Origin of the sequence: Arthrobacter sp. Leaf337 (assembly GCF_001423745.1) — a bacterium.
Lineage (GTDB): Bacteria > Actinomycetota > Actinomycetes > Actinomycetales > Micrococcaceae > Arthrobacter.
The window spans coordinates 524,181-549,798 of record NZ_LMPC01000001.1 but is presented as its reverse complement, the minus strand read 5'-3'; the positions used below and the strand labels follow the sequence as shown (position 1 = coordinate 549,798).

Genomic DNA, 25,618 nt, shown 5'->3' with positions numbered 1-25,618 from the left:
AATGACGACGCCCCCCGCAAAGCAACCGACGAACACTACGAACAGCACACACAAGGCAGCAGGGAAGGGGTACCGCCCAGAAGTCCAGGGGCTCCGGGCACTCGCCGTCCTGATGGTGGTCACCTACCACGTCTGGCTGGGCCGGGTGTCCGGCGGTGTGGACATCTTCCTGCTGATCTCCGCGTTCCTGCTCACCCTCTCGTTCGTGCGTAAAGTGGAAAGCGGCAGCCCCCTCAAACTGGTCAGCCACTGGCTGCACCTGTTCAAACGGCTGCTGCCGGCCGCCGTCGTCGTTATCCTCGGTGTCCTGACGGGCACGTGGGCCATCCTTCCCCAAAGCCGCTGGCCGGACGTCCTGGAGCAGGCGTGGGCCTCCCTGCTCTACCGGCAGAACTGGCTGCTCGCGGACTCGGCGGTTGACTACTACGCCCAGGACCACTCGGGCGCGAGCCCGCTCCAGCATTTCTGGTCACTCTCCATTCAGGGGCAGGTCTTTATCCTGTGGCCCCTGGTGTTTGCCGGAACAGCCGCACTGCACCGCGTCCTGCGCCGGCCGGCGGTCAGCTACCGCCTGCTGCTGGCCCTTGCCTTCGGCGTAATCTTCGCGGCGTCGCTGGCCTATTCCATTGACCAGACCGCCACGAACCAGGCCTATGCCTACTTCGACACCCGGACCCGGCTGTGGGAGTTCGCGCTGGGCTCCCTCCTCGCCCTGGCCCTGCCTTACCTGAAGCCGGGAAAGCTGCTTCGCGTCATCCTGGGGTGGGCCGGCGTGGCGGCCATGGTGTTCTGCGGCCTCCTGCTGACCGTGGACCGGTCCTTCCCGGGGTTTGTGGCGCTGTGGCCCACGCTGGCGGCCGCGGCAATCATCGTGGCCGGCCAGAGCGGCAGCCGCTTCGGTGCGGACCGACTCCTGACCTGGAAACCCCTCGTGAAGCTGGGCGACAACTCCTACGCGCTGTACCTCTGGCACTGGCCGCTGCTAGTCCTCGCCCTCGCCGGCACCGGAGTTGTCTCGCCCAACCTCGTCCAAGGCCTGGCTATCGTGGCGGCCTCCGTGGTGATGGCCGGCCTCACCACGCGATTTGTGGAAAAGCCCCTGCGCGAATGGCACTGGCCCCAGCGGCGGATCTGGCGGAACGCCGTCGTGATCGTGGCGTGCGGAGCGCTGCTCGCCGGGCCGGTCTCCCTCTGGCAGACCAAGCTGACAGCAGAGGAAGCCGCGGCCGCCGCGCAGCCAAGGGAACTGACTCCCGGTGCGGCCGCCCTGGCACCCGAAAATATGGGCAAACCGACGCCCGAAGCGAAGATCATCCCGGCGCCGGCAGCCATGAAGAACGAGTGGGCGGATATTGACGGCCTCTGCACCGACGGGAATGTGCCTAGCGATCCGCTGCTCTCCGGCTGCCTGCAGAACAGCAAGCCCGAGGTTGTCACCAAGCGGATCGTGGTGCTTGGCGATTCGCACGCGCAGCAGTACATGGCGGCGCTGGGCCCGATCGCCAAAGAACACGGCTGGGAAGTGGTCACGCTGCTCAAGGGCAACTGCCGATTCGGTGCTGAATCCCCAGAGCGCGACGCCGAATGCAATGCGTTCAACAAGGCCAGCGCGGAATATGTGCTCGAGCACAAGCCGGACGCGGTGTTCACCGTGGCGTCACTGACGCACGTAGAGGCGCCGTTCGAAACTGAAGTTCCCGGCTACCTCGAGGGCATCAAACCTTTCACCGACGCCGGAATGGACGTCGTGGGGGTCCGGGACAACCCGCGGTTTGGGTCCAACATGCCGGAGTGCGTGCAGAAGAGGGGCGCCGCCGCGGAGGAGTGCAATCCGCCCCTCAGTGAATCGCTCGCGGACTCGTCGCCCCTGGACGCCTACCGCGGCAAGGTGGACAGGCTCCACCTGATGGACCTGAGCGACTTCATCTGCGCGGACGGAATCTGTCCGGCGGTGGTGGGTAATGTATACGTCTACAAGGATGACAACCACCTCACCAAGACATACGTGCAGAGCATGATTCCCATGTTCGAGCAGCGGTTGCTGGCCGCCACCGGCTGGACCTGACGCCAGAGGCCCGGGCCCGCGCGGAGCCGGGCGTGCGGTTCCTCACATTACCGCCGCGGAATATGGGGATCGCCGCCGAGGTTCTAGAATTTATTCAATACTTCCGCACGAACGCACCACCATCTGCACAGGCCAGTCCCGTAATGACGGGCTGGTCATCAGCTGCAACCCCTACCCGTGAACCCCAGAAATAAGGTAAGAGGCGCACTCATGACCCAGCCCGAACACAACCCGTTCGGCTTTATCGGACTGACCTACGACGACGTCCTGCTCCTGCCCGGGCACACCGACGTCATCCCGTCGGAAGCGGACACCTCCTCCCGCATCTCCAAGCGCATCTCCGTCCAGACCCCGCTGCTTTCCGCGGCCATGGACACCGTCACCGAGTCGCGAATGGCGATCGCCATGGCCCGCCAGGGTGGCCTGGGCGTGGTTCACCGCAACCTGTCGATCCAGGACCAGGCCGACCAGGTTGACCGTGTGAAGCGCAGCGAATCCGGGATGATCACCAACCCGCTGACCATCGGACCGGAAGCGACGCTGGCCGAACTGGACGAGATCTGCTCGCAGTACCGCGTCTCCGGCCTGCCGGTGGTGGACGAGGGCATGCGGCTCCTGGGCATCGTGACCAACCGCGACACCCGCTTTGTGCCGGAAGCCGATTTCCCCATCCGCCTCGTCAGCGACGTCATGACCAAGATGCCCCTGGTCACCGGGCACGTCGGCATCAGCCGCGAGGAAGCCTCGCACAAGCTCGCCACCAACAAGATCGAAAAGCTTCCGCTGGTTGACGATCAGGGCCGGCTCAAGGGCCTGATCACCACCAAGGACTTCACCAAGGCCGAGCAGTACCCGCTGGCCACCAAGGACGATGAAGGCCGGCTCCGCGTGGGCGCCGCCATCGGCTTCTTCGGCGACGGCTGGGAACGCGCCATGACCCTCATCGACGCCGGCGTGGACGCACTGTTCGTGGACACTGCCAACGGACACTCCCAGGGCGTGCTGGACATGATCCGCCGCCTGAAGTCCGATCCTGTCGCTGCCCATGTGGACATCATCGGCGGCCAGGCCGCCACCCGTGAAGGCGCCCAGGCGCTGATCGACGCCGGTGCAGACGGCATCAAGGTAGGCGTGGGGCCGGGATCCATCTGCACCACGCGTGTTGTGGCCGGCGTGGGCGTTCCCCAGATCACCGCCATTTACGAGTCCGCGAAGGCCGCCATCCCGGCCGGCGTTCCGCTGATTGCCGACGGCGGCCTCCAGTATTCGGGCGACATCGGCAAGGCGCTGGTTGCCGGCGCCGACACCGTGATGCTCGGCTCCCTGCTGGCCGGCTGCGACGAGTCACCGGGTGAGCTCATTTTCGTGAACGGCAAGCAGTTCAAGAGCTACCGCGGCATGGGGTCCCTCGGGGCCATGCAGACCCGTGGCAAGAACACGTCCTACTCCAAGGACCGTTACTTCCAGGCCGATGTCTCCGGTGACGACAAGCTGATCCCGGAAGGCATCGAAGGCCGCGTGGCTTACCGCGGCCCGCTGGCATCCGTTGCGTACCAGCTGGTGGGCGGCCTCCGCCAGACCATGTTCTACACCGGCGCTCCGACGGTTGCCGAGCTGAAGGCACGTGGCAAGTTCGTCCGCATCACCCCGGCCGGCCTCAAGGAATCGCACCCGCACGACATCCAGATGACAGTGGAAGCGCCCAACTACGGTTCGCGCTAATCCCAGGCGCACCGGTGGTTGAGCTCGTAGAAACCGGATTTCGACAAGCTCAACCACCGGGCGGGACAAGCTCAATCAGCCCACCACACTAGGCTGGAGCCATGTCCGAACCACGCCACCCCGCCGAACTAAACCCGAAAAGGGAACCCCAGCGGCGGCTGGCCCTCAGGCCCTATGCGCGGGCCGTGGCTCAGGTGCTGCGGGTCAGCTTCCGGGCCTCTCCTGCCGCCGTCGTGATGAAGGTGGTGGGCTCGCTCATCTCGGCACTGCTGCCCCTGGTCACCACTTACTTTGCGGCGCTGACCACCACCGCCCTGGCAGCCGCGTACGCCGGCGATGCCGCCGCCGGCCAGCAGGCGATTGTCTATGTCATCATCACCGCCGCACTGGGCCTGTTCTGGGGTGCCTTCAGCAGCGTGGACCGGTATATCCAGCAGCTCATGAGCTTCAGGGTGGGTGCCATCGTGGGGGACCTTATGTACGAGCGGTTCCTGGCACTCGAGTTCTGGCGGTACGACGACAAGGAAACGGTGGACCTGTACGACCGCGCCAAGCGGTTTTCCGATTCCTATGCCCGGGTCCTTGACCGGATCGCCGCGATCTTCACGCAGCTGGTCTCGGTGATCCTGGCCGTCGGGGCGCTCCTGCTGGTCAGCTGGTGGATCGCCGTGATTGTCCTGGTGGCCATCGTCCCGAGCGTCTACCTGCAGTTCAAACTCTCCCGTGAACAGATTGCCCACTGGAACACGCAGGTGGACTCCCGGCGGCAACGCCGGATGATTGAAACAAACCTCCTGCGTCCGCAGCACATTGCCGAGATGCGCCTGTACGGAATCGTCGGGTACCTCATGGGGCTTCGCTCCCTGCTCCGGGACGCCGATGAGAAACGGCGGCTCGACTTCCAGAAGCGCTATATCCCCAAGCAGTTGGCGGCGGACGCCCTGCAGTACGGCGCCGAGGTTGTTTCGCTGATCTGGGTGGTGGGCCAGATCATCGCCCGCGCCCAGCCGGTGGGGCAGTTCCTTTACGTCCAGCAGATTGTCAGCAGGGCGCTGTCCACGGCCAACAACCTCGTATCCTCGTTGAGCTCCATCGACGAGGACCTGGCGAACCTCAAAGACTACGAACTCTTCATGGCAATGCCTGTGCACACGGACCACGCCCCGCCGCTGCTGCAGGCTCCGAAAACCGTGGAGCTGCGGGATATCCGGTTCACCTACACAGGCAGCGACATTGAAGTGATACGCGGCATCAGCATGACCATCCGCGAGGGCCAGCACATCGCCATCGTGGGGGAGAACGGTGCCGGGAAGTCAACGCTGATCCGGATTCTGGCGGGACTTTACCACCCCGATTCCGGCCAGGTATTGCTCGACGGCGTCGACCTCGCCGCCGTCGACGTCAAGTCCTGGCACCGCCATCTCGCGGTCCTCAGCCAGGAATTCCTCAAGTATGAGTTCGCCACGGCAGCAGAGAACATTCTCTTTGGTGACATAGATTCGCCGCGGGACGAACACCGGATCCGGCGGGCGGCGTCCGACGCCGAGGCCCTCGAGTTCATCAATAAACTGCCGAACGGCCTGGACAACCACGTCAGCAACTGGATGGAGGATCCGCGGGGCCGGAAGGGAAGCGGTTTGAGCGGCGGCCAGTGGCAGCGGCTGGCGATGGCCCGGAACTTCTACCGGAACGCGTCCTTCATGGTGATGGACGAACCGACGTCGGCGATTGACGCCCTCGCCGAGCACCGGATCTTCACCAGGCTTTTCGCCGACCGCAGCAGCACCATCATCGCAATCAGCCACCGGCTCGCCACCATCGAGAAGGCTGACATCGTGTACATGCTGGAGGACGGCCGGATCGTGGAACAGGGTACGCACCGCGAGCTCGTGGCCCTCCGGGGCCGGTATTTCCGGATGTTCGAATCCCAGCTCACCGTGGACGAAGCCGAGGGCATCTGACCGGTGCGCCGGGCGGCCTCAGCGGCGTTCCAGCCACCGGGCGTACAGTTCGGCACTGTTCGTCATGAGCCGGCGGGTATATGCCAGCCCTGCGGCCACGCCCAGCGGCAGCGTCATGAGCATGCCCAGGATGGGTAGCGTCTCCGGCCAGCCGCCCTTGGGAGTGAACAGCACAAGGGCAGCAATGCCCAATGCGCCGGCGATCAGGAAGGTCCGTATCATGCCGGGCGTGATCCGGATTCCCTGCTCCACCCGGGGGATGTCCGAAGCAGGCTTTGGAGCCTTGCGCGTAAACCGCGGCCACACTGTGACGACCCAACCCAAGGACGCGAAGACTGCACCGAGGATTGCCATAAAGAGTCCCAGTTCCGGGCTTTGCCCAAGGACCAGTGCGAGTCCGGCGTGCACTGCTCCCGAGATCGCAAGCACTGCGGGATACCACCAGGCGGAGAAAACCCAGGACCGGCGCTGGGCGAGGCCGAAGGCCGTCGCACGGGGATCCGTGGCCATGCCGGTCATGCCGGCACCGACAGGAGCGCGCGGACTGCCGCCCCGGGCTGTTCCCCGGCCGCAAGATCCCTCACCGTCAGCTGCCCGCTGTCGTCGAGCGGCGGTGCGGCCAGCTGGAGGACACCGTTTTCGAGAACCTTAATGTTTGCGATGGCAGGCTCAGCCGCGCCGTCGTAGCGGCGGGAGGTTACGATCCCGCCGGACGGCGCAGTGGCTTCCGCGACGGCGTCGTTAATGGTGGCCTCCACCATGTCCATGATGGCCGCGCCTTCATTCATTGGCAGGCACACGTACTCACTCAGGGGACGCAGGAAGAGTGCCACCCGGCCAACCGGGGAGTCTGCTATGTAAGCCGGCGCCACCGCGTCCGGCCCAACCCTGGTGATGTCGAACCACGGCGTTGCGGAGCTGAAGACCCGGGCGAGGTGGCGGGCGGGGCCGTGAAGGCTGATCTTCTCACCATCAACCGAGGCGGTATCCCTGACGTTCAGGGTGCCGACACCGGCCCGGACCAGGTCGTGGTCGTCGGGCAGGTCCGCCAGCCCCAGCGCCCGGCGGGTCAATCGCGTGCCGGGTCCCGGCTCGAAGGCGAGTTGACCGTGCCCGAAGCTGTTCGATGTCAGCACCGTAAAAGCCTGGCGCCATAGTTTCCCCCAAATTGTTCCTGCCGGTGATACCCGCCTGCGATGCGTCAGTTCAAACTATTCCATGATCCGACGCCACGCGATGGGGACTTGTCCCCGGAGTTCGTTATCGGCGTCTGACGGCAGTACCAGACGGCCAGTCCGGGGTATGTCACGCAGGAACCGCCGGCGGCGCAAGATTGCGCAGCCGGCGGTTCCCTCACTACTGGTTCCCGGGTGGGGGCTAGGAGGTGGTCACCGACGTGTCATCAAGGAAGAAATACGTCGACAGCGTTGAATCCTCGACGCCCAGGAAGCGCAGGGTCACGCTCGTCCCCTTGTAGGCGGAAAGATCAAGCTGCTTCTGGACATAGCCGGTGGACTCGTTGAGGTTGGAGTACGTGGCCAGCGTGGTGGTGGTGCCGCCGCTGATCACTTGGACTTTCAGGGTGTCATAGGCCGAACTGGCTGTCGTTTCGTCCGACTGTACTTTCAGGTAAAAGGACAGCGACGCGGCAGACACGGTGGAAGGGACGGCGAATGCCTGGTCGAGCTTGTAGGAGGTTGCCTGGCCCCAGCCGTTGAGTCCCGCGAAACGGGAACCCGTCCGGGCATTCGTGCCGGTCTCAAACGTGTCGGCGTGGTCGGAGGTCCAGGACACTGCGCCCTCTTCGAAACCCGGGTTCAGCAGGAGGTTGCCCGACGGCGGGGGAGTGGTACCGCCCAGCAGGCCCATGGTCTTGGTCGCGTCCGAGAGTCCCGCGCCGCAGCCGGTGGTGCAGCCGCCCGGCATGGCCCGGGTTCCCTGCTTGAGGGTGGATTCAACCTGGGCCGGGGTGAGCGAGGACGTCTTGGATTTCATCAGCGCGGCGAGCCCGGCCACGTGCGGAGCGGCCATGGACGTGCCCTGGTAGTTGGCGTAGCCCGCGGAGGACGGTGTGGTGGTGCCGGTGTTGATGGTGGAGAGGATTCCTCCGCCGGTAACCCTGACGTCGCCGCCCGGCGCTGTCAGGTCAACCGAAGCGCCGTAGTTGGAGTAGTAGGAGAGGGTGCCGCTCGGATTGCTTGCAGCCACGCTCACAACGCTGTTGCAGTTGGCGGGACGGAAACCGGAAGCATCCTGGTTGCTGTTTCCGGCCGCCACCACCACCGTGGCCCCGCGCGAGACGGCCGAGTCGATGGCGGCCTGGTAGGTGCTGCCGCAGGCGCCGGAACCACCCAGGCTCATGTTGATGACCTTGGCGGGGTTGGCGTTGGCCGGGATGCCCGAGACGGTGCCGCCTGCAGACCAGATGATTGCATCGGCAATGTCAGAGAGGGAACCGCCGCACTTTGCCAGCACACGGACCGGCACCACTTTGGCGTTAGGAGCGACGCCCGCCACTCCGGTGGCGTTGCCCGTCACCGCGGCCACGGTGCCGGCGACGTGCGTTCCGTGCCAGGAACTGTTGCCGGCCGTCGTCTGGCCGCACTCGCCGGCGGCGTACCAGTCGCCCTGGTCCTGGGCGGAGGCGTCCCGTCCGTTCCCGTCCCGTGCCGCGGTGGCGTCCGAGACAAAGTCATAACCGGGGAGCACATTCGCATCCAGGTCGGGGTGGGCGGTGATGCCGGTGTCGATTACGGCCACCGTCACACCGGTTCCGGTTGCAACGTCCCACGCTCCGGGAATCCGCATGCCGTTCGTGGCGGTGAAGTCCCACTGTTCGCCGTACCGCGGATCGTTGGGCGTGAGCGCCACGGTCATCCGGGCGTCAGGCTCGACGGATTCGACTGAGCCCGACGCGGCAATTTCGGCCATGAAGTCCTCGGCGGCCTGCCCGGACAGGGCCTTGTCCGCCTCGATCAGCGTTCCGCCGGTGGCCAGGGTGCGGACTTCCTTCACTGTCACGCCCTGTGACTTGGCGGCCTTGCCCCAGGCGTTGGCGCGGCCGTTCGGTGTGGCATTCGCCGCACTCTCCTTGTAGTCCACGATGAACTTCGTATAGGCCTCGCCGGCGGCCACGTCCTGCACCGGAGAACTCTGGACCGCGGCTGGCGCGGGTGCCGACCCGTCCCCGGCTTCGGTCATGGCGAAGACCGGTGAACTGGCGAAGGCCAGGGTGCCGACTGCTGCGGCGAGCGACAGGGCCAGGATGCGGTGGCGCCTGATGGATGCACTAGCTGATCTTCCCAAGGGAACTTCTTTCTCGGATCGGGCACAGGGTGGCCCGGATGATGGAGTGATGGATGGTCACGTAGTGGATCAGGTGGTAACCGAGAGTAAACGTAGGCGTATTTTCTAAGCTTGTAAACAGTTGACAAAAGTAGTCAATAAAGTGTGGACTATCAGTTTCGAGGGCCGTCGCGGGAGTCGCCCCGCCGTATCCCGCGTGGTCAAGTAAAGTGGTCACGTGACTTATGAGATTGAGATTGGCCGTGGCAAGCGTGGGCGTCGTGCCTACTCCCTGGATGACATCGCGATCGTCCCCAACCGTCGGACGCGTGATCCCAAGGACGTCTCGGTCGCGTGGCAGATAGATGCCTACAAGTTCGACATGCCCGTCATTGCGGCTCCCATGGATTCAGCGATGTCGCCCGAGACCGCCATTGCGCTGGGCCGCCTCGGCGGACTCGGCGTGCTGGACCTGGAAGGGCTGTGGACCCGGTATGAGGACCCCCAGTCCGTCCTCGACCAGATCGGGGCACTGGAGGACGAGACCAACAGCCCCGCCGTCACCCGACGGATGCAGGAGCTGTACCAGGCGCCCATCCAGCCGGAGCTGATCACCTCCCGCCTGGCCGAAATCCGCGCAGCCGGCGTGACCGTTGCAGGTTCACTCACGCCACAGCGCACCCAGGAACACTACAAAACCGTCGTCGCCGCCGGCGTGGACATTTTCGTCATCAGGGGTACCACCGTTTCCGCAGAGCACGTCTCCAAGGATCACGAGCCGCTGAACCTCAAGCAGTTCATCTACGAGCTCGATGTCCCGGTGATCGTGGGCGGCGCTGCCGGCTACACGCCCGCGCTGCACCTGATGCGCACCGGTGCTGCCGGTGTGCTGGTGGGCTTCGGCGGCGGAGCCACCACCACCACACGCCGGGCGCTGGGCATCCATTCGCCGATGGCCTCCGCCATCTCCGACGTCGCTGCCGCCCGCCGTGACTACATGGACGAGTCCGGCGGCCGTTATGTCCACGTCATTGCCGACGGCGGCATGGGATCCTCCGGCGATATCGTCAAGGCCATCGCCATGGGTGCCGACGCCGTTATGCTCGGCAGTGCGCTTGCCCGCGCCGAAGAGGCGCCGGGCAAGGGCTGGCACTGGGGCCAGGAGGCCCACCACCTGGAGCTCCCGCGCGGCGACAGGGTCAACGTCGGCACCGTCGGCCCACTCGAGGAGGTCCTCTTCGGTCCCGGCCACCACACCAACGGCACGTCCAACCTGATCGGCGCGCTTCGCCGCTCGATGGCCACCACCGGCTATTCGGACCTGAAGGAATTCCAGCGGGTCGACGTCGTAGTATCCCCCTACTCGGGCAACTGACGCACCATCCTGCTGACGGCACTATGGGTGCCGGTCCCGGGGCCCGGGACCGGCACCCATAGCGCCGCCAGCGGGGCCTGCCCATCCGCATGCCTAGGAAGTAGTCTGGTGAACAACGAGGTTTGATGCGGATGGAGGCGTGAAATGAACAGTTCTTCCGGAGGTTCGTCCTTTGCCCAAGGGGCGCTCGGCCCCGCAGCCCGGGAGGCGTCGCTGGCGGCGCTCAAGGCAACAATGGAGCCGGGCAAGGAACTCGACATCCTCATCGTCGGCGGTGGCATCGTGGGCACCGGCGCCGCCCTGGATGCCGTGACCCGCGGCCTGAGCGTGGGAATCGTGGAGGCCAGCGACTGGGCGGCGGGCACGTCCTCGCGCTCCTCCAAGCTCATTCACGGCGGCCTGCGCTACCTCGAGATGCTGGACTTCGGGCTGGTCAAGGAAGCGCTTCATGAACGCGGCCTGCTGCTGTCGGAGATCGCCCCCCACCTGGCCCGGCCGGTACCTTTCCTCTACCCCCTGACCAAGCCCTTCCTCGAGCGGCCCTATGTCGGCGCCGGAATTGCCCTCTACGACGTCATGTCCATTTCCAGCGGCCACCAGCGGGGCGTGCCCTTCCACAAGCACCTGAGCCGCCGCGGGACGCTGCGTGCTGCGCCCAGCCTGAAGGACGACGCCTTCGTCGGGTCCATCCGCTACTACGACGGCCAAGTCGACGACGCCAAATACGTGGCCAACCTCATCCGTACAGCGGCGTATTACGGCGCCCATGCGGTCAACCAGACAGCTGTGGTCGACTTCCTGCGAGAAGGCGAGCGGGTGGTGGGCGCCAAGGTGGTCAACCGCGAGGACGGCTCCACTTTCAGTATCCGGGCCAAACAGGTCATCAACGCCACCGGCGTGTGGACCGATGAAACCCAGGCCATGGTGACGGACCGCGGGCAGTTGAAGGTGCGTGCGTCCAAGGGCATCCACCTCGTGGTGCCGCGCGACCGGTTCCAGTCCACCGTCGGCCTGATCCTGCGGACCGAGAAGTCGGTGCTGTTCGTGATCCCGTGGGGCCGGCACTGGATCATCGGCACCACCGACACCGACTGGCACCTGGACAAGGCGCACCCGGCAGCATCCAGCAAGGACATCGATTACATCCTTGAACACGTCAACAAGGTGCTGAAGCGGCCGTTGACCAGGGAGGACGTGGAAGGTGTCTACGCCGGGCTGCGTCCGCTGCTTGCCGGGGAGAACGACTCGACCGCCAAGCTGTCCCGCGAGCACGTGGTGGCCCACCCGGTGCCGGGCCTTGTCGTGGTGGCTGGCGGAAAATGGACCACGTACCGCGTCATGGCCAAGGACGCCGTCGATGAAGCAACGAGGAGCATGGACGAACGTGTAGCCCCTAGTTGCACCGATACGATTCCGCTGCTCGGTGCCAGCGGGTTCAAGGCGGCGTGGAACCGCCGGAACCGGACGGCGGAAGAGTACGGCGTGCACGTGGCCCGGATCGAGCACCTGCTCAACCGCTACGGATCGATGGCCACGGAGGTCCTGGCGCTCATCAAGGAGAACCCGGCACTGGCTGAACCCCTGCCGGGCGCCGACGACTACCTGCAGGCCGAGGCCGTCTATGCGGCAACGCACGAAGGCGCACGTCATGTACACGACGTTTTGACACGCAGGACGCGTATTTCCATCGAGTCCTGGGACCGGGGTGTGTCCGCTGTCCCGGTAGTCGCTAAGCTGATGGGAGAAATTCTTGGCTGGAGCGATGCGCAGCGCGAAAGCGAAATCAAGCATTACCTTGCCCGGGTGGAAGCTGAACGGCTGAGCCAGGAGCAGCCCGACGATGAATCTGCCGACGCCGCGCGCCTGGGTGTGGAGGACATCGTCCCGCTGCGCTGACACAAGGCGGATGCCTGACCCGCGCCTCCTGCCTCACTGAAGGGACAACTCTTGGCGGAACCACTGGACCGGTACGATGCCGAACTCACCACACCGGAAATGGTGATTCTTGAGCTTGATGCCAAGGACAAGACGGATGCAGCGACCCAGCTTGCCGAACGGCTCTACGCGGCCGGGCGCGTCTCGGACCTCGACGGCTTCCTGAAGCACGTCAATGCCCGGGAGCACCAGCTGGCAACGGGCCTGCCCGGCGGAGTCGGACTGCCGCATGCCCGCAGCGAGTTCGTGTCCCGGACCTCGATTGCCGTTGGCATCACCAAGTACGGACGGGCCCTGGACTTCGGGGCCGCTGACGGGCCGGCAACGGTGATCCTGTTGATTGCGACGCCGGCAAGTTCCTTCTCGGACCACCTTGAAGTACTTGCCACGCTGGCCCGCTCGCTGTCCAAGGAGTCGTTCCGGGAATCCCTTCGCCGGGCCTACGACCCCGAAGTGATCGCCGAACTCATCAACTCCAGCCTGGTGTTCTTCGACCACTAGAAAGTGGGGCAGGCTGCCCAAACTGCGCGGACGTACACTTGAGGCCCCGCTGCGAGGGGCCTCTAGTGTCCGCTCGCGCAACCTGCGGTTCGTTGTTCTACACAAGGACGAAGTACGGTTAATGTGTGTTGAAAACTGCCCTCAAACCCCGCTGGATCGCAGGCCTGGTGTTTGCGATCGTCATTTCAGGGGTTTTTGTGCTGCTAAGCCAGTGGCAATTCGGCCGGTCAACCCAGCCGGAAGCGCCCGTTTCGACCGGGACCGAAGAGAGCAAGCCGCTCACCACGGTGCTGCAGCCGGGTGACTTCTTCCATGGCTCCGTGGCGGACCAAATGGTCACAGCCAAAGGAGCCTACGATCCCGACAAGCAAGTGCTGGTCCCGGGACGACTTTACGACGGCGCCACGGGTTACTGGGTGGTGTCGGCGTTTTCCGTCCAGGACGCCCCCGTCCTCAACGGCGCCGGGGCATCGCCCCAAACGTGGATCCCGGTGGCCCGCGGATGGGTGGCCGACCCCGCGGAAGCAGGCGCGCCGCCGTCGGGAACTATTGAACTGACCGGACGGCTCCTGCCGTCCGAAGCTCCGCTGCCGAACACCGCCCCCGAACCCGGACGCGCCACGGCAGTATCCGTAGCGGAACTGATCAATGCCTGGGAAATCAGCAGCTATCCGGGGTTTGTGGCAGCCACTTCCGAGATAACCGGAGGCTCCGACGTCGGCCCCGCGGCTGTCAGTGGTGAGCTGAAACCATTGCGCATCGGTCCGCAGCCCCCGGCCCAGCAGGTGAACTGGCTCAACCTGTTCTACTCCGTGGAGTGGATCGTTTTCGCCGGCTTCGCGTTGTTCATCTGGTGGCGCATGGTGAAGGACGACTACCGCCGCGACCTTGAAGACGAGCTCGACGACGAACACGACGCGGACGCCGACGTCGAGCCTCCGCCGGCGGAGCCCCGCGCCGGCACACCAGAAAATTCCAGCCCGTCTGAACAAAAGGTACAGCCATGATCGATCCCAAGCCGGCCATCCAGCCACAGCCTACCGAGACCAGCGGAGCAGGCACCGCAAAAACGGGCACGGTGAAGAAGCGCAGGTTCGGCGGGACGGAAGCCCAGATCCGGTCCGCGCTCAAGTTCTACAAGGTCCTGGCCTACATGACGGGCGGGATGCTGCTGCTGCTCTGCGCCGAACTGGTTGCGCGGTACGCCTTCGGCCAGTACCTGTTCGCCGGCGGAACCAACGCCGTGACGGGCCAGCCGTTTGGCTTCGGGTTCGCCGATGCCGAGCCGCAGGGCGTCCTCGGGGGAGTGAACCTCTCCGTGGCGGTGCTCATTGTGCACGGCTGGATGTACGTCGTGTACTTGATGTCCAACTTCCGCCTGTGGTCGCTGATGCGGTGGCCGTTCGCGAAACTGATCATCCTCGCACTGGGCGGTGTGGTTCCGTTCCTGTCCTTCTTTGTGGAGAAGAAGTTCCACGCAGAGGTGGAAGCGGAACTCGCAGCGAATCCCCAGGCGTCCAAGCGCTACTGACCCGCGCCGGTGTGAGATCCCTAACGCCGGGGTGGTTTTACGCCGCGGACAGCCGTCTCAACGTGCGACCGGGCAAGCGCCCAAGTAGTCTAGGACGGTGACTACTCCCACTGCATCCCAGACTTCCCAGAAGCCGGTGCTGGTTGTTGACTACGGTGCCCAGTACGCGCAGCTGATTGCCCGCCGCGTCCGGGAAGCAAACGTGTACTCGGAAGTGGTTCCGCACACGTACAGCACCGAGCAGCTCCTGGCTAAGAACCCCGCTGCCATCATCCTGTCGGGTGGCCCTTCCAGCGTCTACGCGGAAGGTGCTCCAAGTGTGGGTGCCGACCTCTTTGAAGCCGGGATCCCCGTCTTTGGCATTTGCTACGGCTTCCAGGCCATGGCCAACGCCCTGGGTGGAAAGGTCGACAAGACCGGACTGCGTGAGTACGGTTCCACGCAAACCACCATCCTGGGTGAGGGCCGCTCGGTCCTCGAAGGAATGCCGCAGCACCAGAACACGTGGATGAGCCATGGTGACTCCGTGCACGAGGCGCCTGAGGGCTTCGAAGTGCTCGCGACGACGGCGGGCGCCGAGGTTGCCGCCTTCGCCAACGAAGAGAAATGCCTCTACGGCGTGCAGTGGCACCCCGAGGTGAAGCACTCGGCCTTCGGCCAGCAGGTGCTCGAGAACTTCCTGTTCAAGGGCGCCAAGCTGGAACCGAACTGGACCACGGGGAACATCCTCGAGGAACAGGTGGACCGCATCCGCAAGCAGATCGGCGACGCCAGGGTCATTTGCGGCCTTTCCGGCGGCGTGGATTCGGCTGTCGCGGCTGCCCTGGTCCAGCGTGCCGTGGGCGACCAGCTGACTTGCGTGTTCGTGGACCACGGTCTGCTGCGCGAGGGCGAGGCCGAGCAGGTTGAGCGCGACTTCGTGGCAGCCACGGGCGTCAAGCTCTACGTTGCCAATGAGCAGGAGCGGTTCCAGGCGGCACTGGCCGGGGTCAGCGATCCGGAGACCAAGCGCAAGATCATCGGCCGCGAGTTCATTCGCGCCTTCGAAGAAGCCGAACTGGCCATCATCGCCGAAGCCGCTGCGCACGGCGAAAAGATCAAGTTCCTCGTCCAGGGCACCCTGTACCCCGACGTCGTCGAATCCGGCGGCGGAGAGGGTGCTGCGAACATCAAGAGCCACCACAACGTGGGCGGCCTGCCGGAAGACCTGCAGTTCGAACTTGTTGAGCCGCTGCGTGCACTGTTCAAGGACGAGGTCCGCGCCGTGGGCGCCCAGCTCGGACTGCCGCAGGAAATCGTCGGCCGCCAGCCTTTCCCCGGCCCGGGACTCGGCATCCGCATCGTCGGCGAAGTGACCAAGGAACGCCTTGACCTGCTGCGCAAGGCTGATGCCATCGCCCGTGCCGAGCTGACCGCAGCCGGCCTGGACAACGAGGTATGGCAGATGCCGGTGGTGCTGCTGGCGGACGTCCGCAGCGTCGGCGTCATGGGTGACGGCCGTACATACGGCCACCCGATCGTTCTCCGTCCCGTGTCGTCCGAAGACGCCATGACTGCCGACTGGTCACGGCTTCCGTACGACCTGCTGGCGAAAATCTCAAACCGCATCACCAATGAGGTGGAAGGCGTCAACCGTGTAGTGCTCGACGTGACCAGCAAGCCGCCGGGAACCATCGAGTGGGAATAGCAGTGTGAGTGGCCGGTCTCAGCGATGAGGCCGGCCACGTTGCTTTATTCTCGCTAAATCCGGCTCAATTTTGGCCCGCTCCAGTGTTGCGGACTCTCACTGGGCCCTGATTCGGGCTACGCTCGAAAGTATGCCGGTATGGTCCAGGGCGTCACGTGCAAGCGCAGAAAAGAAGGCAGTAGTGTCAGTTGGTCAAGGCCTCCCAGAGGGCTCCGAGGAGCTCAGGAAGTGGCTGTCCGGGCTTAAGCCGGTCACCGGAGCAGACACAATGCTTCGTTTCACCAAGACCCCGGAAGGCTCCATCGACCTCACGCATGCGCATCCGTCCGGACTTGCGCAGCTCATGGCGGGGCGGCGCACGCGCCTGTCCACGCTGATCCGCGACCATGACCAGTACGTGGTGGCTGCCCGGGCGTCGCGCAACCTCCGCTCCAAGATTTTCGAGCTCAGCAACGACCGCGGCATCGACGCCGGCTATTTTTCGGCCGGCACGGTGTCCTGGACGTCGGCTGTGGGCGGAAAGCCGCAGCGGGTGTCCGCCCCGGTGATGCTCACCGCCATTTCGCTGACCGTCCGTCCTGGCGAGGACGACTACGAACTCCAGTTGACCGAGCAGGCGCAGATCAACCCGGCGCTCATCCGGCACCTGAAGACCATCCACGGCATTGTTTTCGACGTCAACGCCGTGACCCGGATGGCCTACAGCACGGCCCGGTTCGACCCCCTGCCGGTCCTGGACCGACTGGGCACGCTCATCAAACCCATCCACGGGGCCGAGGTGGAGCACAACCTGCTCGTGTCAACGTTCGCGGACCTGTCCGGGAACCTCGAGGACCCGTGGATCAACCAGAACAACGCCCTCGTCGCTGCCCTGGCCCGTGCCGCCGCCGGCGAGGCCGTGGACGTGGCTGAATTGGCGGAGGACCGCTTCCAGGACATCGACCAGCGGGACCCGGCCCAGGAACTGCTGCTTCTTGACGCCGATTCGGACCAGCAGTACGTGGTGGACGCCGTGCGTGCCGGGGACTCCCTCCTTGTCAGCAGCCCGCCGGGAACGGGCCAGACCCAGACCGCCATCAACACCATCGGTGCCCTGGTGGACGAGGGCAAGACTGTCCTTGTGGTGGGTGACCGCCGCGCCAGCCTCAGCGAGATCGGGGCCCAGCTTGAGACGCTGGGCCTGGAGTCCATCCTGTTTGCGCTGTCCGGAACGGTCACGCCGCTGCAGCTCAAGGGACAGCTGGTGCGGTCCATTATGCGGAACGAAAAGTCCCTTCAGCCCCAGCTGGAAAACCTGCACACCACCCTTGCGGAGCACCGCCACGCCCTCATGGACCATGTGGACTCGCTGCACAACGTCCGGCAGCGCTGGGGCTGCTCGCCCTATCAGGCCATGCAGTCGCTTGCTGAGCTGACGTCCATCCAGCCCGCTCCCGCCACCACAGTGCGCCTCAAGCGAAGTGTCCTCGACAACATTCGTGACCGTGAGGAACTGGCCGGCCGCCTTCACCGCGCGGCCGAACTGGGCAGTTTCAGCCGGGCCGCAACTGCCAGCCCCTGGCACGGCGCGCGGCTCCTGACCCGCAAGGAAACCGAGGAAGCGCAGGAAGTTGCGCGTTCGGTTGAGAAGAACCTCCCCGTGCTGCGTCACCGGATGAACGAAGTGGCCGAGCACGCACAGATCCGCCTCGGTGCGACCTTCTCCGAATGGGGCGCCCAGCTCGAGTTGCTGATGGCGGTCAGGGAGAGCCTGGACAAGTTCACCCCGGACATCTTCGACCGGCCGGTCCATGACCTCATCTCCGCGACCGCCACCTCCCCGTGGCGCCGCGAACGCAATATCGAGATGCCGTCCATGCAGCGTTCCCGCCTCCGCCGCGTAGCCAAGGAATACGTCCGTCCCGGCGTGCACATCGCCGACCTCCACAGCTCCTTGGTGCTTGTCCAGGAGCAGCGGGCGCTGTGGGCGGACTACGCCACCACGCAGCGTCATCCGGCAGTGCCTTCCGGCCTTGGCGAAGTGAACGTGATGTACCGCAGCCTGGAGCGCGAGCTGGCCCAGCTGGGTGCTGCCGTGAAGCACACGGCAGCAGGCGGGGACCTCCAGAACACTCCGTACGAGGAATTGATGGAACGCCTGGAGCGGCTTGTAGCCGACACCCGGACGCTCAAGACCCTCCCGGAGCGCACGCTGCTCATCGAGAACATGCGCGAGCACGGGCTCGGGGAACTGCTCGCCGACCTGGCAGATCGCGAAGTGCCCGCGGAATCCGTTGCATCGGAGCTGGAACTTGCCTGGTGGCAGTCGGCCCTTGAAGCAATGATCAGCGGCGACGACTACCTGGCGATGTCCGACGGCGACGCCCTGCGCCAGCTCGAAGCCGAATACCGTTTGGCGGACAATGCCCATATCGCCAGCGGGGCTGCCCGGCTGCGGTGGACGCTGTCAGAGCGGTGGCGCGCCGGTATTGCCGAGAACCCGCGGCAGGCGGACCTGCTCCGGAGCCTCCTTAAGGACGGCCGGGTCACGTTGGCCGCCCTCACGGCGCAGGCCCCGGCACTGGTTCCCATGCTGGTTCCCGTGTGGTCCGTGAGCCCCTACCTCATGACCGGACTGCTGCCGGCGGAGCAGAAGTTCGACGCCGTGGTCATCCTCGATGCCGAAGCGACCTCCCTCCAGGCAGTCCTTCCGGCCATCGCCCGGGCCAGGCAGGTCATTGCCTTTGGCGACGACAAAATCGCAAGCCCACGCACCTTCACGGTGGGCGTCGAGCGGCTGGCTGCCGGCGAGACGGCCCATCAGGCGGTCGAGAGTGCATACACGGCCTTGTCCTCGGTGCTGCCGACCCGGCGCCTGACCTCCGCCTACAGGGCGGTTGACGAGGAGCTCGTGCTGCAGCTGAGCAAGAGTTTCTACGACGGCCGCCTTCACCGGCTCCCTGAGGGGCAGACGGCCACCGGGCTTGACCGTGCGTTGCTCGTGGAATACCTGCCGGATGGCACCGGCCTTCCGAGCGCCGACCAGGAAGGCGTGGAATCCGCCGTGGCCGAGGTGAACCGGGTGGTGGGCCTCGTTTTTGAGCATGCACGCCTGCGCCCGCGGACCTCCCTCGCAGTGGTCACGGCCAGCCTCCGCCACGCCGCCCGGATCGGCGAGGCCATCCGCCTTCAGCTGCCCAACTACCCGCTGCTGGCGAGCTTCTTCAGCGCGGGACCCGAATCCTTCCGCGTGGTGGACCTGGAACGGGCCCAGGGCCTGGTCCGGGACCACGTGATCTTCTCGCCGGGTTATGGCCGGACGCCGCACGGCCGCGCGCTGCACAATTTCGGTCCGTTGTCCGCCGAGGGCGGCCGGGCGAAATTCGCACTCGCCATGACCCGTGCCCGGCGCTCCCTGCATGTGCTGACGTGCTTCAAGCCGGAGGACCTGGACGTCACCCGCCTCAGCCACGGCGCCCTCGACTTCTATGAACTGCTCAACCGCGAGATTGCTGGCAACACTGATCTGGGGACGCCGGCGTCCCGCGCTGCAGCGAGCGAGCAGGCGCTCGGGGCCGACCCCCTGGTGGCAGACCTGGGTGACAGGCTGCGTGCCCGGGGAGCACGGGTCTGGCACCAATACGACGGTGTGCTTGACGTGGCCGCGGCCGCGGACCCGGTGCATTCCATCGGCCATGACGAAGCCGACATCCCCCGGCCGGTGGCCATCGAGTCCGACGGAACTGAGCAGTACCGGCGGATGAGCGTTCGTGAACGGAGCAGGCTCCGCCCTCAGCTGCTGGAACGATTGGGCTGGCGCTACATGCCCTTGTGGACCATCGAGGTGTTTACGGACCCGTCCGCTTGCGCCGACCGGATCGGCGGTTACCTGGGGCTGGAGAAGCCGGCTCTCACCGGCTTCACGTCCTCCTCGCAGGCATTCTTCGAGGACGACGTGGACAACCTGACCCTGAACAGCGCCGACCGGCGCAGCGGGGCCGCAGAGGAAGCCGATTCCGGCAGCGGCGACTCCGGCAACGGTGGCAGCGGAGAGCCGGGCGCTTCCGGCGAATCCGCCGCTCCGGACCGGCACTCGGTATCCTTGGAACAGGGCGGCACCGACCCGGAGGAGTCCTTCAGGACCCGCACCAAGGCAGAGGAAAGTATCAAGGACAACGGCATGGACACGAACAACAGCGCAGCGGATAGCCAAGGGGCTACGCACCGTGAGGCGGACAATTCGGCGCCTGGCAGGACAGCGCCCGAGAGGGTAGCGCCCGACAGGACCCCGCAGACGGCCGGCGCCGGCGTTCCTTCAGGAGTGCTGCCCAACAAGGCTTCCGAGGATGACCCGAAGCGCTGGGGCGATCAGGGCTCTGACTACGACCATGATGCCTGGTTGCAGGAACAGAAACCGCCGCACTGGGGTTGACTTCCCGTAGGCCGGGGAGCGTGCCGGTCCGAGCGTAGCTAGCCCGGTGCTCCCACCATGACGAAGAAGAGTTTGCCCTGCGTTGAGGAGCCGGCGAGCCGGCGCGCCTGGTCCGGATCCGCTGCAACCACGATGAGCCCCTCGGTTTCGCCGGTGCCCAGCCATTGTCCGGTTTGCCCGCCCTGCCCGGACGTCCAGAGCACGGGCACCGAGGCCGCCAGCACCTGCGATTCGGCTGCTTTGCCGTAGTCGGTGCCGTTCGTCATGACGATGTTGACGAGCTGGCCGGGTGCCACGAGCTGGATGGACGAAGGGTCCGCCATTCTCAGGGGCACGGCGGCCGATCCCGGGGGAGTGCCGGCCAGCAGGCCCGGCCCGAGCAACTGCGTATCGGAGATCAGCTGACCTTTGCGCAGCGGTGCAGCCAGCTGCTTGCCCACAATGGCGGCGCTGTCAGCGTAGCTTCCCGCGGGCATCATCCCTGGCGGCACCTCGACCAGCACCACTTCATTGCTTGAGAGGGCGGTTCCAGCGGGAAGGTCACGGGTGGAGGCCAGCGCAGTGACGGTGTGGGCGGGTGCCGGTGTCAGTTGCTGGACGGAAATGCCGGCAGCGGCGCACAGCAGAAGCGCGACGACCAGCCTGCGATGGCGGTTGAGCCATGACGGGAAGCGCCGCAGGCCGGAGGGGCGCTGACGGCCGGGATGTCCGGACCGAAAGCTCTGCCGCGGCGATGAAGGTCCGTTGGTGCGGAACGTGGATGGCATGCCCTGAGGCTACGGAGGCGCCGCCTCGCGGCGACAGCCCGGGGACGCCGTATGTGGAAAACCGACATCAGCAGCGCACCATGAGTAGCGGATCGGCCCTCTTCGCGCTTATGCGCGAGATTCGGGAGCGGACGCCGAGTCTAAGTCAGCTTGCAGCTGCGGCAGCGGGAACGGCCGCCGGAGCGGGAGAGACGCTGCTGCCCTTGCTGTCACGTGAGTCGGTCCGGTAGAAGCCGGAACCCTTGAAGACGACGCCGACGCTGTTGAACTTCTTGCGCAGGGTCCCCTCACATTCGGGGCAGGAGGTGAGGGAGCTGTCGGTAAACGACTGCACGATCTCGAAGGCGTGGCTGCAGTCCTTGCAGGCGTATGCATACGTGGGCACTGGTAATCCTCCTCTGGGACAAACGAGCAGGTCCCGTGCTGCCTGGCAGGAATCACCGCCGATAGTTCCTCGGCAGGTTCCTTCCCTTAGCAGTCGCAGGGCCTGAGTGCCAATTCTATCATCCGCTGCGAGCCGGCTTCACATCAGCTGCGCGAGGCGTGACGGTGTGACTGCCACCGGGATTTTGCGGTCGAAGGATTCGGCGGGGATGCTGCCGGCCGGAAGGACTTCGTCGTCAAAGACCACAGCAGCCGCGGGCACCGGCAGGCCCTCATGTTCGAGACCGGCGAGGAACTTGTCGTAGTAGCCCCCACCCTGTCCGATCCGGTTACCCGACAGGTCCACTGCTGTGGCGGGGACGAAGATCCCGGCCGCGTCGCGCATGGCCTCGATGCCGTGCTGTTCTCCGACGGGCTCGTCGATGGGGGCGTAACTGCTGCGGACGAAGTCGGTCGCCGGGGTCCAGTAGACCCAGGAGAGCGTGCGGTTCGGGCGGCAGACCGGCAGCAGAACGCGGTGCCCTGTTCCGTGAAGCCCGGCAATGAGCGGCAACGTGGGGGGCTCGAATCCCACGCCCAGGTACACGGCAAAAGTGCTTCGTTCACCGGCGGCAACCATGGTGGCCCACTGAAGTCCGTGACGGGCGATACCTGCTCCGGCGGCTTCAAGGCCGACGGGAGGGACGGTTGCACGCCGGATTCGGTGGGCTGAGCGGATCTCGTCCTTGGATGGCATCAACGCCCGTCCTTCCATGTCAGGAGGCCCGCCTGCGGAGGCCCTGGTGAAGGCCATCCCGGGCGGTTAGTGCAATTACCCAATGTTTGGTCCCTGACGCTAGATTAGTCCAGTGACTACCACCAATACTTCCGTCCGCAAGGCTGTCATTCCTGCTGCGGGACTCGGCACCAGGTTCCTACCGGCCACCAAGGCCATGCCCAAGGAAATGCTGCCGGTCGTGGACAAGCCCGCGATCCAGTATGTCGTCGAAGAGGCCGTCAACGTTGGCCTCACCGACATCCTGATGATCACCGGCCGGAACAAACGCGCCCTCGAAGACCACTTCGACCGGGTCCCGTCGCTGGAGGCGACCCTCGAAGCAAAGGGCGACACCACCAAGCTCGAAGCCATCCAGGCCGCCAGCAACCTCGGCGATATCCACTACGTCCGCCAGGGCGACCCCATGGGCCTCGGCCACGCAGTGTTGCGCGCCAAGCAGCATGTCGGATACGAACCCTTCGCGGTGCTTCTCGGCGATGACCTGATCGATGCGCGGGACGAACTGCTCAGCAAGATGATCGAAGTCCAGGCCAAGACCGGCGGCTCGGTGGTCGCGCTGATTGAAGTGGAACCGTCCCAGATCAGCGCGTACGGTTGTGCCGACATCGACGAAACCGACATGAACGGTTTCGTGCGGATCCGGAAGCTCGTGGAAAAGCCCGACGCCGCGGAAGCACCGTCCAACCTGGCCGTCATCGGCCGTTACGTCCTCCACCCCGCTGTCTTCGATGTCCTCGAACGCACCGAACCGGGCAGGGGCGGGGAAATCCAGCTGACGGACGCCCTCCAGGAACTTGCTGCAGGGGACGGCGAAGGATACGGCGTCTACGGTGTGGTGTTCCGCGGCCGCCGCTACGACACAGGCGACAAGCTCAGCTACCTCAAGGCCTGCGTCCAGCTGGCCTGCGACAGCGACGACCTCGGCCCCGGGCTGCGCGAGTGGCTGCCGGAATTCACCTCTTCCCTCGCCAAGTAACGTCCCATGCGGGGCAGCATCTGGCCGGCGACGCTGGAATGCGGCGACATTGTGCTGCGCCCCATCCGGTACCGGGACCGCAAGGAATGGATGGCGGTCCGTTCCCGCAATTCTGAATGGCTGGCTCCCTGGGAGGCCTCGAACCCGGCCCCCGGAGGGGCTCTGCCGGACTACCGGCAGATGGTCAGGTCCCTCAATGCCCAGGCCGCGCAGGCCACGGCGCTGCCTTTCGTGATTACGGAGCGTGTTCCGGGCCGTCGGGATCCAGTCATCGTTGGACAACTGACGGTGTCCTCCATCATCTGGGGATCGGCGATGATGGCCACGCTTGGATACTGGGTGGACAAGTCCTGTGCCGGCCGGGGAATTGCTCCCACGGCTGTTGCGATGGCCACTGACTACTGCTTTGGCAGCCTCGGCCTGCACCGGATGGAAATCAATATCCGGCCTGAAAACGGGCCCAGCCTCCGGGTTGTTGAGAAGCTGGGTTTCCGGGACGAAGGCTACCGGCCGCGGTTCCTGCACATCAACGGCCAATGGGCGGACCACCGCTCGTTCGCCCTGACGTCCGAGGAAGTTCCCGAAGGGCTGCTGGCCAGGTGGTTGAGAAGCCGCCCGGCCTGACCAACACGCTGGCCCGCTGCCGGAGTCACCCCGAGGTTGTTCTCCTGTGTTTTTCGTCATAAATCCATTGAATTGCCAGCTGCCCTGCGACACACCGGAGCTAATGCCAGAGCTGTCGGCCAATTACTCATACGGTTTTGAATGTGGACTTCCCCCTTAGCAGCTCAGTGATCCTTGTTGTCGCTGTCGCGCTCTGGATTGTGTGGGTGGCCCCGTATGTTCTGAGAAACCGCCAGCATCAGCTCCAGCCCGCAGCCGAGCTGATGTCCGAAATCAACTTCGCCGAACCCGCAGACCCCCAAGCCGGAAACGTCATGAAAATGGCCGCCCAGCAGGAGAACTCAATGGAAACCAAGCAGGCCACCGGATCCGCGCAGGGATCCCGGACACCCGCCGCCAGCCCGGGTGCGGCGACGGCGCGCCCGGGCGCACTGAGGATCCGGTACGGACGATGTGCGCTCGCGCTGGTGGGGCTGGTGTCCCTGCTCACCGGGTTCGTGGCAGGCGTCTTCCTCATGTTCGGGATGGGCTCGTCCTGGTTGCCTGTCGGGGCCCTCTTGGCTGCTGTAGCGTCCGTCGTCTGGCTCCGGCGGCTGGCGGTGCGGGACCGGCGCGCCAGAATGAACGCGGCATTCCGTGCAGCCATGACTGCCCCGGAGCGGCAGATGCGGGTAGCCGTACCGCGTCCCAGCCGGGAACCGGCCGTGGACGCCCCGGAAAGCCCACTTTTCGACGCCGAAGCGGGAAACAAGCCAAAGGTGAAGCCGCTGACGGCCCAGGAACTGCGTGAAGCTGCCCTCGCCGAAGCCAGGGCCTCGGGCGACACCGCCCTAAGGACTGCCGCCGCACCAGGGTCGGCCGTCAACACGGACGCCAAATGGGAGCCTGTGGACGTTCCCAAGCCCACTTACGTGGAAGCAGCCAAGGCAGAACGGGCTGCCCCGGAGCCGCTGGACCTGCCCGAAGCTCCGAAAGCCGTAGGCAAACCGTCCCTCAAGCAGGGCCCGGCCGCCGCCCCGGCGGCCAGCGGAAGCGCTCCCAAGACCCTGACCAAGGCTCAGAGCGCCCTGAGCAACCTGGACGACGTCCTGCAGCGCCGCCGCGCCTAGCCGGCCTCTCCGCCCCGGACAGCCGATTGCTGCCCGGGGCTTTTTTATGCCCAGGCCACGCGGATGGTGGCCGGGACCTGGTTCCCGAGCGCCGGTACGGAAGTGAGACATTCGGGAGCTGGCTGGCGAAGCGCGCCGATAGTTTGTAGCCTAGGGACACCGGTTTGCCTGTTCCCGGAGTTTCCGAGGGCATGGCACGGCCCGGGGCTATAGCTCAGTTGGTAGAGCGCTTCGTTCGCATCGAAGAGGTCAGGGGTTCGAATCCCCTTAGCTCCACCATAGATGTCTTAGTCGAACCATCGACCGAAAAAAGACGAACCATTTGAATACCATCTGACGCCTCCGAAATTCGGGGGCGTCTTTTGATTGGCACCCCTGTCGCTTCGTCGCCCAGATCGGCGCGTGTGGCCGCCCAGGCGGTTTCTGCGGTGTAGATTCCGGCGAACGGTTCGGCCATCTCCGTGGTCACGTCACCGATTTCATCGACGTAGATTTTCTCGAAGAAGG

Annotated in this window: 19 protein-coding genes and 1 tRNA gene; 14 read left to right on the top strand and 6 right to left on the bottom strand. The window is 65.4% G+C overall.

From position 1 onward, the window contains the following. The first annotated feature begins 1 nt into the window (after position 1). The 3 genes from ASF98_RS02440 (at position 2) to ASF98_RS02430 (ending at position 5,748) form a co-directional block, all read left to right on the top strand. A complete protein-coding gene (locus ASF98_RS02440; RefSeq protein ID WP_055796952.1) occupies positions 2-2,065 on the top strand; it encodes an acyltransferase family protein in 2,064 nt (687 codons plus the stop codon). Positions 2,066-2,275: 210 nt separating this feature from the next. Beyond that, a complete protein-coding gene (guaB, locus tag ASF98_RS02435) occupies positions 2,276-3,787 on the top strand; it encodes an IMP dehydrogenase (RefSeq protein ID WP_055796949.1) in 1,512 nt (503 codons plus the stop codon). Between the two features lie 101 nt (positions 3,788-3,888). Then, entirely contained in the window at positions 3,889-5,748 is a 1,860-nt protein-coding gene (locus tag ASF98_RS02430; RefSeq protein WP_055796946.1) for an ABC transporter ATP-binding protein, read from the top strand. An 18-nt stretch (positions 5,749-5,766) separates the two neighbouring features. On the opposite strand, the gene ASF98_RS02425 is transcribed toward ASF98_RS02430, so the two are convergent. The 3 genes from ASF98_RS02425 to ASF98_RS02415 form a co-directional block, all read right to left on the bottom strand. Beyond that, on the bottom strand, positions 5,767-6,267 hold the full coding sequence (locus ASF98_RS02425) for a hypothetical protein (protein WP_055796945.1): 501 nt from the start codon (positions 6,265-6,267) through the stop codon (positions 5,767-5,769). Next, positions 6,264-6,884, bottom strand: a complete 621-nt coding sequence (locus tag ASF98_RS02420) for a hypothetical protein (RefSeq protein ID WP_156372249.1) — start codon at positions 6,882-6,884, stop codon at positions 6,264-6,266. Before ASF98_RS02420 ends, ASF98_RS02425 begins: the two co-directional genes overlap by 4 nt. A 241-nt stretch (positions 6,885-7,125) precedes the next feature. Next, positions 7,126-9,054 carry a S8 family serine peptidase gene (locus ASF98_RS02415; protein WP_055796939.1) on the bottom strand — a complete coding sequence of 643 codons (1,929 nt, stop codon included), beginning with the start codon at positions 9,052-9,054 and terminating at the stop codon, positions 7,126-7,128. Between the two features lie 217 nt (positions 9,055-9,271). Here ASF98_RS02415 and ASF98_RS02410 point away from each other — a divergent pair, with 217 nt between their 5' ends. From ASF98_RS02410 to ASF98_RS02380, 7 genes are all read left to right on the top strand, one after another. Beyond that, positions 9,272-10,408, top strand: a complete 1,137-nt coding sequence (locus tag ASF98_RS02410) for a GuaB3 family IMP dehydrogenase-related protein (RefSeq protein ID WP_055796931.1) — start codon at positions 9,272-9,274, stop codon at positions 10,406-10,408. A gap of 144 nt (positions 10,409-10,552) precedes the next feature. Then, entirely contained in the window at positions 10,553-12,304 is a 1,752-nt protein-coding gene (locus ASF98_RS02405; protein WP_055796928.1) for a glycerol-3-phosphate dehydrogenase/oxidase, read from the top strand. A gap of 51 nt (positions 12,305-12,355) precedes the next feature. After that, positions 12,356-12,844 carry a PTS sugar transporter subunit IIA gene (locus ASF98_RS02400; protein ID WP_055796925.1) on the top strand — a complete coding sequence of 163 codons (489 nt, stop codon included), beginning with the start codon at positions 12,356-12,358 and terminating at the stop codon, positions 12,842-12,844. A gap of 125 nt (positions 12,845-12,969) precedes the next feature. Then, entirely contained in the window at positions 12,970-13,851 is an 882-nt protein-coding gene (locus ASF98_RS02395; RefSeq protein ID WP_055796922.1) for an SURF1 family protein, read from the top strand. Then, a complete protein-coding gene (locus tag ASF98_RS02390) occupies positions 13,848-14,375 on the top strand; it encodes a DUF3817 domain-containing protein (protein WP_055796919.1) in 528 nt (175 codons plus the stop codon). The genes ASF98_RS02395 and ASF98_RS02390 overlap by 4 nt, the downstream gene beginning before the upstream one ends. A gap of 97 nt (positions 14,376-14,472) precedes the next feature. Next, positions 14,473-16,062, top strand: coding sequence for a glutamine-hydrolyzing GMP synthase (gene guaA, locus ASF98_RS02385; protein ID WP_055796918.1), 1,590 nt, complete (start codon positions 14,473-14,475; stop codon positions 16,060-16,062). A gap of 130 nt (positions 16,063-16,192) precedes the next feature. Further along, the gene (locus ASF98_RS02380; RefSeq protein ID WP_055796914.1) at positions 16,193-20,473 is read left to right on the top strand and encodes an AAA family ATPase; all 4,281 of its coding nucleotides are present in this window, start codon (positions 16,193-16,195) and stop codon (positions 20,471-20,473) included. A 38-nt stretch (positions 20,474-20,511) separates the two neighbouring features. Here ASF98_RS02380 and cpaB read toward each other — a convergent pair whose 3' ends face one another. From cpaB to ASF98_RS02365, 3 genes are all read right to left on the bottom strand, one after another. Further along, positions 20,512-21,240, bottom strand: a complete 729-nt coding sequence (gene cpaB, locus ASF98_RS02375) for an RcpC/CpaB family pilus assembly protein (RefSeq protein WP_082506670.1) — start codon at positions 21,238-21,240, stop codon at positions 20,512-20,514. Between the two features lie 145 nt (positions 21,241-21,385). Further along, complete coding sequence (locus ASF98_RS02370; protein ID WP_055796912.1) at positions 21,386-21,625, bottom strand: FmdB family zinc ribbon protein; 240 nt, start codon at positions 21,623-21,625, stop codon at positions 21,386-21,388. Positions 21,626-21,763: 138 nt separating this feature from the next. Further along, complete coding sequence (locus ASF98_RS02365) at positions 21,764-22,360, bottom strand: 5-formyltetrahydrofolate cyclo-ligase (protein ID WP_156372248.1); 597 nt, start codon at positions 22,358-22,360, stop codon at positions 21,764-21,766. A gap of 112 nt (positions 22,361-22,472) precedes the next feature. On the opposite strand from ASF98_RS02365, the gene galU reads away from it, so the two are divergent. The 4 genes from galU to ASF98_RS02345 all read left to right on the top strand — a co-directional run bounded on the left by galU (position 22,473) and on the right by ASF98_RS02345 (position 25,390). After that, on the top strand, positions 22,473-23,378 hold the full coding sequence (galU, locus tag ASF98_RS02360) for a UTP--glucose-1-phosphate uridylyltransferase GalU (protein WP_055796911.1): 906 nt from the start codon (positions 22,473-22,475) through the stop codon (positions 23,376-23,378). Between the two features lie 6 nt (positions 23,379-23,384). Beyond that, a complete protein-coding gene (locus tag ASF98_RS02355; protein ID WP_055796909.1) occupies positions 23,385-24,002 on the top strand; it encodes a GNAT family N-acetyltransferase in 618 nt (205 codons plus the stop codon). Between the two features lie 143 nt (positions 24,003-24,145). Continuing rightward, positions 24,146-25,111 carry a hypothetical protein gene (locus tag ASF98_RS02350; protein ID WP_235505574.1) on the top strand — a complete coding sequence of 322 codons (966 nt, stop codon included), beginning with the start codon at positions 24,146-24,148 and terminating at the stop codon, positions 25,109-25,111. Between the two features lie 203 nt (positions 25,112-25,314). Continuing rightward, positions 25,315-25,390, top strand: a tRNA-Ala gene (locus ASF98_RS02345). Positions 25,391-25,618: the final 228 nt, after the last annotated feature.

What these genes read in the sequence shown, in the direction of transcription:
- ASF98_RS02440 (WP_055796952.1), top strand. Translation starts at nt 2, where the DNA reads ATGACGACGCCCCCCGCAAAGCAACCGACGAACACTACGAACAGCACA.
- guaB (WP_055796949.1), top strand. Translation starts at nt 2,276, where the DNA reads ATGACCCAGCCCGAACACAACCCGTTCGGCTTTATCGGACTGACCTAC.
- ASF98_RS02430 (WP_055796946.1), top strand. Translation starts at nt 3,889, where the DNA reads ATGTCCGAACCACGCCACCCCGCCGAACTAAACCCGAAAAGGGAACCC.
- ASF98_RS02425 (WP_055796945.1), bottom strand. Translation starts at nt 6,267, where the DNA reads ATGACCGGCATGGCCACGGATCCCCGTGCGACGGCCTTCGGCCTCGCC.
- ASF98_RS02405 (WP_055796928.1), top strand. Translation starts at nt 10,553, where the DNA reads ATGAACAGTTCTTCCGGAGGTTCGTCCTTTGCCCAAGGGGCGCTCGGC.
- ASF98_RS02390 (WP_055796919.1), top strand. Translation starts at nt 13,848, where the DNA reads ATGATCGATCCCAAGCCGGCCATCCAGCCACAGCCTACCGAGACCAGC.
- ASF98_RS02380 (WP_055796914.1), top strand. Translation starts at nt 16,193, where the DNA reads ATGCCGGTATGGTCCAGGGCGTCACGTGCAAGCGCAGAAAAGAAGGCA.
- cpaB (WP_082506670.1), bottom strand. Translation starts at nt 21,240, where the DNA reads ATGCCATCCACGTTCCGCACCAACGGACCTTCATCGCCGCGGCAGAGC.
- ASF98_RS02365 (WP_156372248.1), bottom strand. Translation starts at nt 22,360, where the DNA reads ATGCCATCCAAGGACGAGATCCGCTCAGCCCACCGAATCCGGCGTGCA.
- ASF98_RS02355 (WP_055796909.1), top strand. Translation starts at nt 23,385, where the DNA reads ATGCGGGGCAGCATCTGGCCGGCGACGCTGGAATGCGGCGACATTGTG.